The organism is Methylomonas sp. Uni0009 (assembly GCF_054188105.3).
The window spans coordinates 4,028,936-4,042,502 of sequence record NZ_JBTAFN010000001.1 but is presented as its reverse complement, the minus strand read 5'-3'; the positions used below and the strand labels follow the sequence as shown (position 1 = coordinate 4,042,502).

Sequence of the window (13,567 nt, the reverse complement as noted above, 5' to 3'; positions counted from 1 at the left end):
ACTATGACAGATAGATACGATATGCCGGATACCCGGGGCCATTTCGGGCCTTACGGCGGTATTTTTGTTGCGGAAACGCTGATGCCGGCCATAACCGAACTGAACGAAGCCTACCAGCGCTATATGCTGGATCCGGAGTTTATTGCCGAGCTGGATGCGGATCTGCGCGATTATGTTGGCCGGCCGTCGCCGCTGTATCACGCCGAACGCTGGAGCCAGCATCTGGGCGGTGCGCAGATTTATCTGAAGCGTGAAGATCTCAATCACACCGGCGCGCACAAGGTAAATAACACTGTTGGGCAAGCTTTGCTGGCGAAGCGCATGGGCAAGACTCGTATCATCGCCGAAACCGGCGCTGGCCAGCACGGCGTTGCTACTGCCACTGTAGCCGCGCGCCTGGGTTTGGAATGCGTGGTTTACATGGGCGCTGTCGATGTCGCGCGCCAAGCCTTGAATGTTTATAGGATGAAGTTGCTTGGCGCTACCGTGGTGCCGGTCGAGTCAGGTTCCAAAACCCTGAAAGACGCGCTGAACGAAGCCTTGCGCGATTGGGTCACCAATATCGACAATACTTTTTACATTATCGGCACCGTAGCTGGTCCGCATCCTTATCCTGCCATGGTCCGTGACTTCCAGGCCGTGATAGGCCGGGAAGCGCGCCAACAATGCCTGGATCAAGCCGGCAAATTGCCCGACGCCTTGGTCGCTTGCGTTGGTGGTGGTTCCAATGCCATTGGCTTGTTCTATCCGTTTATCGACGATGCCGGCGTGAAGATGTATGGTGTCGAGGCTGCCGGCGACGGTATCGAAACCGGTCGTCATTCCGCGCCGTTATCGGCCGGCAGACCCGGCGTATTGCACGGCAATCGCACCTATCTGATGGCCGACGACGACGGTGAGATTATTGAAACCCATTCGATTTCCGCCGGTCTGGATTATCCCGGTGTCGGCCCGGAGCACGCCTGGTTGAAAGATACCGGCCGCGCTCAATATCCGAATATTACCGACGATGAGGCGCTGCAAGGCTTCCATGCCTTGACCAAAATGGAAGGCATTATCCCGGCGTTGGAGTCCAGCCACGCGATGGCTTACACGATGAAACTGGCGCCCACCATGCGCAAGGATCAAATTATTATCGTCAATCTGTCCGGACGCGGCGACAAAGACATGCACACCATTATGCAACGCGAGGGCATCAGTCTATGAGCCGTTTAGCCAACAAATTTGCTGAATTAAAAGCCTCCGGGCGCAAAGCCTTGATCCCTTTTATTACAGCCGGCGATCCTTATCCGGAATTTACCGTACCACTGCTGCATGAAATGGTGGCAGCTGGCGCCGATGTGATCGAGCTAGGCGTACCTTTCTCCGATCCAATGGCTGATGGACCAGTGATACAACGCGCCAGCGAGCGGGCTTTATCTCATCATGTCGGCTTGCGGAAAGTATTGAGCATGGCGATGGAGTTTCGTAAAACCGATCAGGACACCCCATTGGTGTTGATGGGCTATTTAAATCCGATAGAAATCATGGGTTACGAAGACTTTGCGAATGCCGTACAGCGCGCTGAGGTTGATGGCGTATTGACGGTGGATTTGCCGCCGGAAGAGTCCGAGTCTTGTGTTCGCATGCTGCGCGACCGCGGCATTGATCAGATCTTTTTACTGGCGCCGAACACCAATGCCGAAAGGATCCAGAAAATGGATGCAGTGGGCAGCGGTTACTTGTATTACGTGTCTCTGAAAGGCGTCACGGGTGCCGGCCATCTGGATACCGCCGATGTCGAAGAAAAGTTGCAACTCATTCGCCAGAATACTGCACTGCCTGTAGGTGTTGGTTTTGGTGTTAAAGATGCCGATACGGCGAAAACCATTGCAGCGATTGCCGACGGCGTCGTGGTGGGTAGCGCGCTGATCAGTAAAATAGAAGCGAATCTCGATGATCCTCAGCAAGCCAAGCATGAGATCATCACTTTATTGAAATCCATGCGCGCAGCCATGGATGTTTAAGCTTTCAAGCGGAGACTACACCGAATGAGTTGGTTTGAAAAACTGGTTCCCTCTGCCATCAGAACCGAATCCTCGCAGAAGAAAACCACCGTGCCGGAAGGCTTGTGGAATAAATGTCCGCGTTGCGATGCGATTTTGTTTAACGCCGAGCTGGAGAAAAACTTAAGCGTTTGCCCAAAATGCGATCACCATTTACGCATTTCGGCGCGTAAACGCTTGAATATGTTTTTGGATGAAGACGGCCGTCAAGAAATCGGTGCTGGATTAAAACCGAGCGATCCTTTGAAATTTAAGGACAGCAAGCGCTATAAAGACCGGATTAGTCAGGCGCAAAAACAAAGCAACGAAAACGATGCGTTGGTAGTGATGAAGGGCACGCTAAAAGGTGTCGGTATCGTTGCGGCGGCGTTTGATTTTGGTTTCATGGGCGGCTCAATGGGTTCGGTGGTTGGCGAGCGTTTTGTGCGTGGCGTCAACGAAAGTTTGCGTTTGGGTGTGCCGTTCATCGTCTTTACTGCCAGTGGCGGTGCCAGAATGCAGGAGTCTTTGTTCTCGCTGTTTCAAATGACCAAAACCAGCGCGGCCCTAACCAAACTGGCCGAAGCCGGGATTCCGTATATTTCTTTCATGACCGACCCCACCATGGGCGGTGTGTCCGCCAGTTTGGCGATGTTGGGCGATATTAACGTCGCAGAGCCGGATGCCTTGATCGGCTTTGCCGGACCGCGAGTCATCGAGCAAACGGTGCGGGAAAAATTGCCGGAAGGCTTCCAACGTAGCGAATTCCTGCAGGAACATGGTGCCATAGACATGATCGTTGATCGCCGCGAGATGCGCGATAAAATAGCCAGCATCCTGGCTATTATGTGCGCCGACAGCAGCGCCGACGTGGTCGGAGTGATTGCCACCAGCGAGCCATTAAGCAATCAGGGTGAGAGCGATAATCTGCAGTATCAGGAATAAATACGGTCGAAATGACACGTTTTGATTCGCTGCAAGCCTGGTTGAATTGGCAGGAAAAACTACATCCTCGGCCTATCGATTTAGGGTTGGGAAGAGTTGCAGGCGTATATCGGCAGCTTAATCCCGAACAAAAAAAACCGCTAACCATCACCGTTGCCGGTACCAACGGCAAGGGTTCCTGCGTGGCGTTTCTGGAAGCGATCTATCGGGCCGCGGGCTACCGGGTTGGCGCTTACACATCGCCGCATATTTTGCGCTATAACGAACGCATTCGTATTGATGGTGTGCCGGTCGAGGATGCCTTGATTTGCGATGCTTTTACCCGCATTGATGCGGCGCGCGGCGAGACCAGTTTGAGCTATTTCGAGTTTGGCACGTTGGCAGCCTTGGGTATTTTCGCCGAGGCAGATCTGGATATTCAGTTACTGGAAGTCGGTTTAGGCGGCAGACTTGATGCGGTGAATATTATTGACCCCGATGCAGCGATTGTGACGACGATAGCACTTGATCATGTGGATTGGCTGGGGCATACCGAAGAAGCCATCGGTCGGGAAAAAGCCGGCATTTTTAGAGCCGGTGTGGCGGCTATAATCGGCGATGCGCAAGCGCCACGCTCAGTAGTCGAAGTAGCCGAGCAAGTCGGAGCCATTGCGCTGCAAATGGACAGCGAATTCAGTTATCAAAAACAGCGCGATAGCTGGGAATGGCGCTCTGCGGATAAGCAAATAGATCGCTTGCCGGCGCCGGCGTTTAAGGGCGAACACCAATATCGAAATGCTTCCGCGGCGATTATGGCTATAAACACCCTACAGCCTCAATTAGCGGTCAGTGACGATGCAATTCGGCAAGGATTGGAAAGTGCCCGGCTATCAGGACGTTTCCAGTTGATTGCCGGCGCGCCGCGCATTTTGCTTGACGTGGGGCACAACCCGCAGGCTGTGCAGACATTGATCAACTATTTGTCTGAATACTTCCCCGAGATCAGAATACATGCAGTTTTTGCGATGATGCGGGATAAAGATATTGCCGGCGTATTGAACATGATGCGCGACAAAGTGGCTACGTGGTATTTAGCGCCACTTGCTAATCCTCGCGCTGCAACTCCGGATATGTTAGAAACCATTTTTCAGCAACAAGGCCTGGATAATGTCCGTAGCGGTTTTACCGATTTTACCGAGGCATTTCAAGCCGCCCGGCAAAATACCGGACAGGACGACTTGCTTTTGATTTTTGGTTCTTTTTTTCTAGTATCCGAATATTTATCGAAATTTTCATAGAGGTGATCAGAATGGATCAAGAGTTAAAGCAGCGATTGATTGGTGCGGCGGTCATTACCGCGTTGGCGGCGATTTTCGTACCGATGTTATTTGACGACCCGATAGACGAAACAGGCAAAAGCATCAATGAATTGAAAATTCCCGAGCTGCCTGCCAAGGCTCAAGATGTGGAAATCATGCCTCTGCCGGAAAAAGTTGAAGAGGTAGCGGAAACTCTGCCGGCCGAGACTGTGCCCAAACAAACGATGAAAGTGCTGGAAGAAGGCGAATCGGAAGCCGAGTTGGAAGCGCCCAAGCCGCAAGTTAAATTGACTGCCAAAGAGACCGCGCCGGCGCCACGGAGTCTGCCGGCCGCCAAACCCGCTGCGCCATCGGCGGCGGTCGCGCAAGTCGATGAAGAACCTGCTGAAGCGGAAGATGTGCCGCCGGCAGTCCTCACTAAACCGAGCAAATCGCCTGTGCCTGCCGTCCAGCCTTTACAAGCGGTGAGCCCAACACCGAAAGTGCTTAAACCGGTTAACAAATTACCAGAACCAAAAGCAGAGGTAGCGGCAGTTCCGGCTCCTGCACAGGTGGCTACACCGGCCAGCAAAGCGGCAGCAGCCGAGGATAGCAATCGCTGGTATTTGCAAGTGGGTACCTTCAGTCAAAAACCAAACGCAATCAGTTTGCAGGATAATCTGAAGCAACAAGGTTTCGCCGCATCGGTCAGAGAGGTAGCCAGCGATAAAGGTACTGTGTTTAAAGTACGCATAGGGCCTATCGTCGATAAAGCCAAGGCTCAGGCGGTGAAGGCCAAATTGGCACAAATTAACGTCAACAGTTTTGTTTCGGCGGACGAATAGCCCTTTGCCAACGTCGTTTTGTTTGATTTAGCCGGCTAGACCATGTTGGATTTTGTACCCTGGGCCAAGTTGCTGTGGGTGGATTACGTCGTCATCTCCATTATCTTGATTTCGGCGATAATGGGCCTACTGCGAGGATTTGTTAAAGAAGCGTTTGCTTTGGTGCTTTGGATAGTGGCGGTATGGGTGGCAACGCAGTACTGCCGCGATGTTTCGGTATTGTTGCAATCGACCATCAGCTATCCTTCGGCCAGAATCGCCGCCGCGTTCGCGTTGCTTTTTTTCGCCACCTTAATTTTGGGTAGTTTAATCAGTTTTTTGCTGAGTCAGCTTATCGAGAAGACCGGCTTGACCGGTAGTGATCGTCTGCTGGGTATGTTATTCGGTATTGCCCGCGGGGCGGTACTGGTTTCCTTGTTGGTGATGCTGGCCGGGCTAACGCCGTTGCCGGAAGATCCCTGGTGGAAACAATCCCTTCTCATTCCTCCGTTCCAAGCCTTGGCGATGTGGTTGAAAACCCACATGCCGACCGGTTTGGCGGATTACATCCATTATCGATAACTTGGGTCTGCTATGTGTGGTATTGCCGCTATTGTTTCCAATCAAAGTGTTAATCAGGATTTATACGACGCCCTGACGGTACTTCAGCACCGGGGTCAGGATGCCGCCGGTATTGTCACGTGCGACGGTAGCCGTTTGCATTTGCGTAAGGATAACGGTTTGGCGCGGGATGTATTTTCCAGCAAGCAAATGATGAAGCTGAAAGGCAATATGGGCATTGCCCATGTGCGCTATCCGACCGCCGGTTGCACCAGTTCGGCTGAAGCCCAACCTTTTTACGTGAACTCGCCGTTTGGCTTGACGCTGGCGCACAACGGCAATCTGACCAATACCGAAGAACTGAAATATCAGGTGTTCATGGATGACCAACGTCACATCAATACCGATTCAGATTCCGAAGTATTGTTGAACGTATTCGCGCATGAATTGGCGCAATTCGGCAAACTCAAATTGACCGTGGACGATGTGTTTCAAGCGGTTAGCGCGGTACATAAGCGGATTCGCGGCGCTTACGCGGTAGTGGTGATGATCGCCGGTTTCGGCGTACTCGGTTTCCGCGATCCACATGGCATTCGCCCCATTGTGTTCGGCAAACGCAAAACCGAGGAGGGTACTGATTACATGATCGCTTCCGAAAGCGTGGCGCTGGACGTGTTGGATTTTCAATTGATACGCGACATCGAGCCGGGCGAAGCCGTGTTCATCGAAGCGGATGGTCAGTTACATACCCGGCAATGTACCGAATTAGTCGATCATTGCCCGTGTATTTTCGAATATGTCTATTTCGCCCGGCCGGATTCGATCATCGACAATATTTCGGTGTACAAAGCCAGAATGCGGATGGGCAGAAAACTGGCAGAAAAAATTCAACGGGAATGGCCGGACCACGACATCGACGTGGTCATTCCGATTCCGGATACCAGCCGCACCGCCGCGTCGCAGATTGCTCATGATTTAGGTGTGAAGTTTCGCGAAGGCTTTATGAAAAACCGCTATATCGGCCGGACTTTCATCATGCCTGGGCAAAAAATGCGTAAAAAATCGGTCAAACAAAAGCTGAATGCTATTTCGCTGGAATTCGACGGCAAGAATGTATTGCTGGTGGACGATTCCATCGTGCGCGGCACGACTTCCGAGCAGATCATCCAGATGGCCCGCGATGCCGGTGCCAAGAAAGTATATTTTGCGTCTGCGGCGCCGCCGGTACGTTATCCCAATGTCTATGGCATCGATATGCCGGCCGCGCATGAGTTAATAGCGCACGACCGTACCGAGGAGGAAATTTGCCAGGCCTTGGGCGCGGATAAGCTGATTTATCAAAGCTTGGACGATCTGATCGAAGCGGTCGGTAGAGGTAATCCGGACATCAAGCATTTCGATACCTCATGCTTCAGCCACGATTACATTACCGGTGATATCGACGATGCTTATCTGGCGCGCATCGAAGCCTTGCGCAATGACAATGCACAGGAATTGCGCAACAGCAGCAGCTTTATCATAGAGATGCAGGTTGCAAAGTAACAGGACCCGAAATGAGTGAATTCGATTGGCGAGATTATGCACCGGAAACTCAGGCCATCCGCACTGGGCACAAGCGTACTCACGAAGACGAACATAGCATCCCGATTTTTGCTACCTCCAGCTATGTGTTCAAATCGGCTGAGGAAGCGGCGCTGCGCTTTACCGGAAAGCAACCCGGCAATATCTACTCGCGCTTCACCAATCCTACCGTCAGCGCGTTTCAAGAGCGTTTAGCGTATCTGGAAAAAGGCGAGCGTTGCCTGGCGTTTGCGTCGGGCATGGCCGCGATCATGGCGGTGGGAATGGCTCTGCTGAAGGCTGGCGACCATGTAGTCTGTTCGCGCAGTGTGTTCGGTAATACAGTGCTGACTTTCCAGAATTATTTCGGCAAATTTGGCGTCGAGACCGATTTCGTCAGCTTGACCGATCCGGCGGCTTGGGAAGCGGCGATTAAGCCTAGTACCCGGCTTCTGTTTCTGGAAACGCCGTCCAATCCGTTAATTGAAATCGCCGACATTTGGGCCATAGCCGATATAGCACATCGGCATGGCGCGCTCTTGGTGGTCGACAACGTGTTCTGCACGCCAATTTTGCAACAGCCATTGACCTTGGGCGCCGATTTGGTGGTGCATTCCACGACCAAATACATCGATGGCCAAGGGCGTTGCGTCGGCGGCGCGGTGGTAGCCAACGAAGAATTAATCGAAAAATACGTGTATCCCTATCTGCGTACCGGCGGTGCGACGATGAGTCCGTTCAATGCCTGGGTGTTTCTGGGTGGACTGGAAACGCTGGCTTTGCGCATGAAAGCACACTGCGACAATGCTTTTGAACTGGCCAAGTGGCTGGAGCAACAACCGGCGGTAGCCAAGGTGCATTACCCCGGATTGGAATCGCATGCCCAGCACGAGTTGGCTAAGCGCCAGCAGACGCATTTCGGCGCAGTGGTCAGTTTCGAATTGCAAGGCGGTAAAGATCACGCCTGGCAGCTGATTGATTCGACACGCATGTTGTCGATCACGGCGAATTTGGGCGATGTTAAAACCACCATCACTCACCCAGCGACCACTACACATGGCCGCTTGAGCCCGGAGGCCAGAGCCGAAGCGGGGATCAAAGACAGCTTGGTGAGAATTTCGGTGGGTTTGGAAAATGTCGATGACATCAAGGCCGATTTGCTTAACGGACTGACAAGTTACTGATGGTGCGGGTCGGTCAAGCCTGCTGTCGCGCCACGCAAATCCAAAATTAAGCTATCTTTGACCGACGTTATAGAGAGATTGCGATCATGTTTCAGGATAGAAAAGAGTACCGAAAAAACTTTAACGCGGAAGGCCAACTGTTTGTGGGTGGCGAAACCTTGCAGTTAAATTGCTACGATGTGTCGCTGAAAGGCGCGATGGTCGAAGTCAGTCCTGGCGATTTGCTCACCACTATCCAGGATTTCGAAGCGTTGCTGAACGAAGACCGGCAAGCTGAAATATTTGTCGCCGAATTAATGTTGGCCGGCGAGGTGGATATTGTTTGGGTTAAAAGGGAACGTAACCGCATCATGATGGGCCTGGAGTTTCGGGATGTCGTGCATAACGCCCACAAACTCTGGCGCAAGCGGTGCGGTTACCGCAAACTCGAAGCGTTTAAAGCCGAATTGTTTATCGACAAGGAGCGCTTCAACGTGGAAGGTGTGAATCGTTCGGTACAGGGTATGTGCCTAAAATTAACCGGTCATCATTCCTGTATTAAGGTCAACGCTCCGGTTAAGTTGTTGGCTGCTGAACTGGGATTGAGCGCTTTGGGCAAAGTGGTTTGGGTAGAGAGCAGCGAGCTGGTCACCCGCCTCGGTCTGCAACTGGTCATCGTTAAATAAAGTCAGGTTAACCCGCTTGCGCCGGTTCATTCACTCTGGGGAGTTTTGGGCCAGACGTTAACGTGTACAATACGAATATGTATATCGCCGTTGGACTCATTTAGTTAGAAACGAGTCCAAAAATTCATGTCAAAACTCGTGCTGGCCTGCTTAAGCGTTTAATAGCGGATCCAGTTCGTGGCTCATATCAAGCGCATGCAAATCATCAAACCCCCCAATATGCCGCTCACCGATATAGATTTGCGGTACCGTGCGACGTTTGGTTTTTTCCATCATTTGCTGGCGTAGTCCAGGTTCGGCATCCACATTGATTTCCGTATAGCCGACGCCTTTGCGATCAAAAAGTTTTTTTGCCATGGTGCAATACGGACAGAGCTTCGCGGTGTAAATGATAATTTCCGGCATGAGAAAAAATTAATAAATGCTAATGAATGAAGGTATTCTAAAGCGACGGCCGGTTTTGCTCAATAGTCATGGCCTTGGCGAGTTCCTCGATTAATAAGCAGGACGCTGCGGGTAAGGTCGCGCCAAACGCCACAATCCCGTCAGCGTGACCAAGCATGCTGAATAATCCTGTTTGTTGCAGTCTACCTGAGGCAAATAACTCGGCAACGGCGTTGGCCATTTCCGGGGTGCCGTAGGGCACCTCTGCCGCAGTAAAAGCCAGATTCAGCCGGTCGGTCTGCAACCACAACTCCGGGCAGTGCACATGTATCACGGCACTAATCGCCGGGTGTTGACGATAAACGCTGGCGTGGGTGAGTGCTTCCGAGGACGGTTGAGATAAGCCGCGCGACTTGATGGTATTACGCTCCGGCGATGCGCTTTCGATTAGCGCATAGTGTTGCTTGTTAAGAACCGGCAAGTGTCCGGTTTGTGTGCCGGAGATCAAAAACGCCTGACCACCGGGAGCCAAGCGTCGACTGATATTGCCAAATCCCAGCCCAGCGTATTTTTCGGCGATTTGCCCAATCAGCCGCAAGCGATAAAACAGGCTGCGCCAGGCGTTGAGTTCGCTGATATCAATGTCTGCCGCGAACTCGCCATGCTGATGATCAAGGCGATATTTAATAACACCTTCCAGTTCGCTCAATCCGTTTTCCATTCTTATAATGTGTTTTAAGATTTATTTTTATCCAACCAACGCATGAAACCAAATTTTTTAAGACCCGGCTTTACCTTTTGTTTGCTGTTTTTGTTGATCAGTTTAAACCTTGCCCACGCCGCAAATCAAAATACAGCGATTAAAGTGCTATCGCTTGCCGACATACAACAACGTATTCAGACCGTCAAAGACAAGCAAAATCTGCCTGAAGAACAAAAAAAACGGATTCTGGCCGCTTATCAGGAGAGCGAAGATAACCTCAATGAACTGGAGGCCCAGGATAAACAGGCTGAGTCGTTCAAGCAGGCATTAAACAGCTTGCCCCTAGAAGTGAAGCAATTGGCAAGACAAATAGCCGAGGCCGAAAGCAATTTGAAAACTCGTAAGCCGGAAAAGCTCACGATTTTTCCGACGGATGAGTTGGAGCAACGTCTGCTTATCGAAAAAACCCGGCTTAGCGATATGGATGCGGAGATCAGCCGTATCGAAGCCACGTTGGGCGAACTGAGCGGCCGCCCGCAATTGATCAGGGAAAAAGTATCCGAAATCAAAAGCAAGCAGGCTGCGAGTCAGCATGAACAACAAGTCTTGGCGTCTGAGTCCGGCGATAATCTCTATCAAAAAGAAGCCAGACAGGTACAGTTGGATAGCCGGATTCGCTTGTTAAACAGCACGCTGAAAACGCTGGAGCTGGAAAATCTTAGCAATCCTCTGCAATTACAAACCAATAAAGATCGTGTCCATCTGTTGACCTTGCAGCGCGAGCAGCAGAGCTTGGTGATTGCCGACCTCGATAATTTCCTGCTTGAGCGGCGTCAGCAGGAAACCGACAAAGAACAGGCGGCGTTATTGCAAGCTGAAAAAGAAGCCGAGGGCAAGCATCCGTTAATTCGCGCTGCCACGAAAGAGAACATGCAGTTCAACCGCAGTTTGCAGGAAATCAATAAAAACATGGAGCAATACTCGCTCCAAAAAAATGAAATAGACGTTCGTTATAAACAGCTGGAAAAAGATTTCCAAAGTGCCGAGCAAAAAATCAGTCTGGCGGGTTTAAGCCCGGCCTTGGGTAATTTACTGCGGGAACAGCGCCGCAATTTGCCGCAACGCAAACAATACAGCAGCTTGGGCGATGAGATTCAAAATCAGATCGCGCTGGCGAGCCTGGAAATGTTCAAGCTGGATGAAACCAAAAAAGGTCTGGTCGATATAAATCAGCTGTTGTTGGCGCGGATGGCGCAGTTGCCGGAAGCCACACCTGAGTCGGACAAACTGCGGGTGCGCACCGAATTGCGAATGTTGCTGAACGATCAGAAAGATCTGGTGGCAAGATTGGCTAACGGTTACAACGAATATGGCCGCGTGCTGGGCGATGTCGATTTTAGTTTGCAGCAAATGCTGGGTATAGCCGACAAATTTAGCGCGTATTTGGATCAACGCTTGCTTTGGGTGCCCAGCGCTCGGGTGATCGACAAATATTTCCTGCAAGATATTTTCTCCTCCTTGCTGTGGTTTATGAGTCCTGGCAACTGGTTGGGAGTGCTCAGTGGCTTTTGGGACGGTATCAGTCATTTCCCGTTGCTGGCTCTCGGTGGTTTGAGTGTCGTGATATTTCACTGGCGCTTTCGCGCCGGCGTCAAACAGCGCTTGACGGAGTTGTTAGGAAAAAAAGCCGCCAATCGAGAGTTTGCGGACATTTTATCCAGCTTGCTTTATCTGTTAATGCTCTCCTTGTCCGGTCCGTTGCTGATGGCTTGGATGGCCGGGGTGTTGATCCTGAATGTCCGGGCCGATCTGTTTAGCCATGCTTTTGCCGAAGGCCTTACCGCTACGGCCGTGTCCTTGTGCATGGTGCAATTTGTGTTTCGTTTGTTTAAACCGGGCGGCGTCGCGGACACCTTGTTGCAATGGCCGCAACATGCGGTTCGATTACTTTACGCGCAGATGAAATGGGCGCGATTCGTTCTCGTACCTTGCGTGTTTATCACTGCGATGACCGGTAGCGATTTGTTTTCGGAACACAGTCATGCCTTGGGTAGAACGGCAATGATCGTGATGATGTTGATGATGAGCTATGTGTTGCATCGCCTTACGCAACCCTTGACCGGTTTAGGCAAGAACTTCTATCAACAATCCGCCGGCTGGCTCAGCAGTATGCGTTATCTCTGGTATGGCATTGCCGTGCTGACGCCGTTGGTCATCATCGGCTTTGCGGTGGCGGGTTATTACCAAAGCGCATTGGAATTGCAGGCTAAGCTACTACTGACCCTACGTTTGATTTTTATCACCGTATTGTTCCAGGGCCTGGTATTGCGTTGGTTGCGCAATACCGAGCGGCAATTAGCCTTAAAAAACGCGAGGCAGAAACGCAAACAAGTCGAGCAAGCCGCTGTGAGTAGCGCCAATCTGGAGGGTGGGTATGCGATCGAGGAGCAATTACTGGATATTTCCAAAATCAACCAGCAAAGCCATAAGCTTTTGACCACGGTGGTGATGGTGATCATGTTGATGGGTTTCTGGATGATCTGGAGCGATATTTTGCCGGCCTTGACCGTTTTCGATCAGGTCGTGCTGTGGCAGCACAGCGAAATGGTAGAAGGTAAGGAAACATTGCAACCCATCACACTGATCAATTTGTTGATTTGCTTGGTGTATAGCGCTCTGGCTTTTGTGTTTGCCAGCAACTTTCCGGCCTTGGTGGATTTGGTAACCGCAGGCAAGTTTGCGATGACTGCCGGCAGTCGTTACGCATTAATCCAATTAGTGCGTTATTCCCTGATAACGGTGGCCTTTTTGGCGGTGGCCAACGAGCTGGGTGGCAGTTGGTCGCAAGTGCAATGGTTGGTGGCGGCGTTGTCGGTGGGTTTAGGTTTTGGTTTGCAGGAGATTTTCGCGAACATGGTGTCGGGCATTATTTTGTTGTTCGAGCGGCCGATTCGTGTGGGTGATACGGTCACGGTTGGCGATGTGACCGGCCGGGTTAGCCGCATTCAAATGCGGGCCACGCATATTGTCGATTGGGATAGAAAAGAGTTGGTAGTGCCGAATAAAACCTTTATTACCGACCGATTGATCAACTGGACGTTATCGGATACCGTCACCCGGGTGGTGGTGCCGGTCAGCGTGGCCTACGGCACCAGCGTGGAGATGGTGGAGGAAATTCTGGCTGATGCGGTAAAAAGTATCGAACAAGTACTGAGTGACCCGGAACCGTTGGTAATCTTTATTGGTTTTGGTGATAGCGCCCTACAGTTCAAAATTAACGTATTTGTCCGCGAACTCAGCGATAGGACGGTGGTTACCCATCGTCTGCACACGAAAATTTACGAAGCCTTGCTGGACCATCATATCGAGATACCTTATCCGCAGCGCGATGTACACATCCGCTCGGTCGCGAAAGGCATATTGAACGAATGAGGTGCGGT

Annotated in this window: 12 protein-coding genes; 10 read left to right on the top strand and 2 right to left on the bottom strand. The window is 51.5% G+C overall.

Features of this window, described 5'->3' with window-relative positions; all coding sequences use genetic code 11:
* Positions 1-3 precede the first annotated feature (3 nt).
* The 9 genes from trpB (at position 4) to ACWAU0_RS18495 (ending at position 9,040) form a co-directional block, all read left to right on the top strand.
* Positions 4-1,206: a tryptophan synthase subunit beta gene (gene trpB, locus ACWAU0_RS18535; RefSeq protein ID WP_101052402.1), complete on the top strand. Its 1,203-nt coding sequence runs from the start codon at positions 4-6 to the stop codon at positions 1,204-1,206.
* On the top strand, positions 1,203-2,006 hold the full coding sequence (gene trpA, locus ACWAU0_RS18530) for a tryptophan synthase subunit alpha (protein ID WP_458137548.1): 804 nt from the start codon (positions 1,203-1,205) through the stop codon (positions 2,004-2,006). The genes trpB and trpA overlap by 4 nt, the downstream gene beginning before the upstream one ends.
* Positions 2,007-2,030: 24 nt before the next feature.
* Entirely contained in the window at positions 2,031-2,969 is a 939-nt protein-coding gene (accD, locus tag ACWAU0_RS18525; RefSeq protein WP_458137547.1) for an acetyl-CoA carboxylase, carboxyltransferase subunit beta, read from the top strand.
* Positions 2,970-2,980: 11 nt separating this feature from the next.
* Complete coding sequence (gene folC / locus ACWAU0_RS18520; protein WP_458137546.1) at positions 2,981-4,246, top strand: bifunctional tetrahydrofolate synthase/dihydrofolate synthase; 1,266 nt, start codon at positions 2,981-2,983, stop codon at positions 4,244-4,246.
* An 11-nt stretch (positions 4,247-4,257) separates the two neighbouring features.
* Entirely contained in the window at positions 4,258-5,091 is an 834-nt protein-coding gene (locus ACWAU0_RS18515; RefSeq protein WP_458137545.1) for an SPOR domain-containing protein, read from the top strand.
* Positions 5,092-5,133: 42 nt separating this feature from the next.
* Positions 5,134-5,652 carry a CvpA family protein gene (locus tag ACWAU0_RS18510; protein ID WP_171695309.1) on the top strand — a complete coding sequence of 173 codons (519 nt, stop codon included), beginning with the start codon at positions 5,134-5,136 and terminating at the stop codon, positions 5,650-5,652.
* A 12-nt stretch (positions 5,653-5,664) separates the two neighbouring features.
* Complete coding sequence (purF, locus tag ACWAU0_RS18505) at positions 5,665-7,173, top strand: amidophosphoribosyltransferase (protein ID WP_033158650.1); 1,509 nt, start codon at positions 5,665-5,667, stop codon at positions 7,171-7,173.
* Between the two features lie 11 nt (positions 7,174-7,184).
* Positions 7,185-8,375 carry an O-succinylhomoserine sulfhydrylase gene (locus ACWAU0_RS18500; RefSeq protein WP_458137544.1) on the top strand — a complete coding sequence of 397 codons (1,191 nt, stop codon included), beginning with the start codon at positions 7,185-7,187 and terminating at the stop codon, positions 8,373-8,375.
* Between the two features lie 86 nt (positions 8,376-8,461).
* The gene (locus ACWAU0_RS18495) at positions 8,462-9,040 is read left to right on the top strand and encodes a PilZ domain-containing protein (RefSeq protein WP_458137543.1); all 579 of its coding nucleotides are present in this window, start codon (positions 8,462-8,464) and stop codon (positions 9,038-9,040) included.
* Positions 9,041-9,190: 150 nt separating this feature from the next.
* On the opposite strand, the gene grxC is transcribed toward ACWAU0_RS18495, so the two are convergent.
* Both grxC and ACWAU0_RS18485 read right to left on the bottom strand, forming a co-directional pair.
* Positions 9,191-9,445: a glutaredoxin 3 gene (gene grxC, locus ACWAU0_RS18490; protein WP_033158647.1), complete on the bottom strand. Its 255-nt coding sequence runs from the start codon at positions 9,443-9,445 to the stop codon at positions 9,191-9,193.
* Between the two features lie 37 nt (positions 9,446-9,482).
* Complete coding sequence (locus ACWAU0_RS18485; protein ID WP_458137542.1) at positions 9,483-10,145, bottom strand: class II aldolase/adducin family protein; 663 nt, start codon at positions 10,143-10,145, stop codon at positions 9,483-9,485.
* A 42-nt stretch (positions 10,146-10,187) separates the two neighbouring features.
* Between ACWAU0_RS18485 and ACWAU0_RS18480 the strand changes: the two genes are divergently transcribed.
* On the top strand, positions 10,188-13,559 hold the full coding sequence (locus ACWAU0_RS18480) for a mechanosensitive ion channel domain-containing protein (RefSeq protein WP_458137541.1): 3,372 nt from the start codon (positions 10,188-10,190) through the stop codon (positions 13,557-13,559).
* Positions 13,560-13,567 lie beyond the last annotated feature (8 nt).

Excerpts from the sequence above, each read along its gene's own strand:
- trpB (WP_101052402.1), top strand. The coding sequence starts at position 4 with ATGACAGATAGATACGATATGCCGGATACCCGGGGCCATTTCGGGCCT.
- trpA (WP_458137548.1), top strand. The coding sequence starts at position 1,203 with ATGAGCCGTTTAGCCAACAAATTTGCTGAATTAAAAGCCTCCGGGCGC.
- accD (WP_458137547.1), top strand. The coding sequence starts at position 2,031 with ATGAGTTGGTTTGAAAAACTGGTTCCCTCTGCCATCAGAACCGAATCC.
- folC (WP_458137546.1), top strand. The coding sequence starts at position 2,981 with ATGACACGTTTTGATTCGCTGCAAGCCTGGTTGAATTGGCAGGAAAAA.
- ACWAU0_RS18515 (WP_458137545.1), top strand. The coding sequence starts at position 4,258 with ATGGATCAAGAGTTAAAGCAGCGATTGATTGGTGCGGCGGTCATTACC.
- ACWAU0_RS18510 (WP_171695309.1), top strand. The coding sequence starts at position 5,134 with ATGTTGGATTTTGTACCCTGGGCCAAGTTGCTGTGGGTGGATTACGTC.
- purF (WP_033158650.1), top strand. The coding sequence starts at position 5,665 with ATGTGTGGTATTGCCGCTATTGTTTCCAATCAAAGTGTTAATCAGGAT.
- ACWAU0_RS18500 (WP_458137544.1), top strand. The coding sequence starts at position 7,185 with ATGAGTGAATTCGATTGGCGAGATTATGCACCGGAAACTCAGGCCATC.
- ACWAU0_RS18495 (WP_458137543.1), top strand. The coding sequence starts at position 8,462 with ATGTTTCAGGATAGAAAAGAGTACCGAAAAAACTTTAACGCGGAAGGC.
- grxC (WP_033158647.1), bottom strand. The coding sequence starts at position 9,445 with ATGCCGGAAATTATCATTTACACCGCGAAGCTCTGTCCGTATTGCACC.
- ACWAU0_RS18485 (WP_458137542.1), bottom strand. The coding sequence starts at position 10,145 with ATGGAAAACGGATTGAGCGAACTGGAAGGTGTTATTAAATATCGCCTT.
- ACWAU0_RS18480 (WP_458137541.1), top strand. The coding sequence starts at position 10,188 with ATGAAACCAAATTTTTTAAGACCCGGCTTTACCTTTTGTTTGCTGTTT.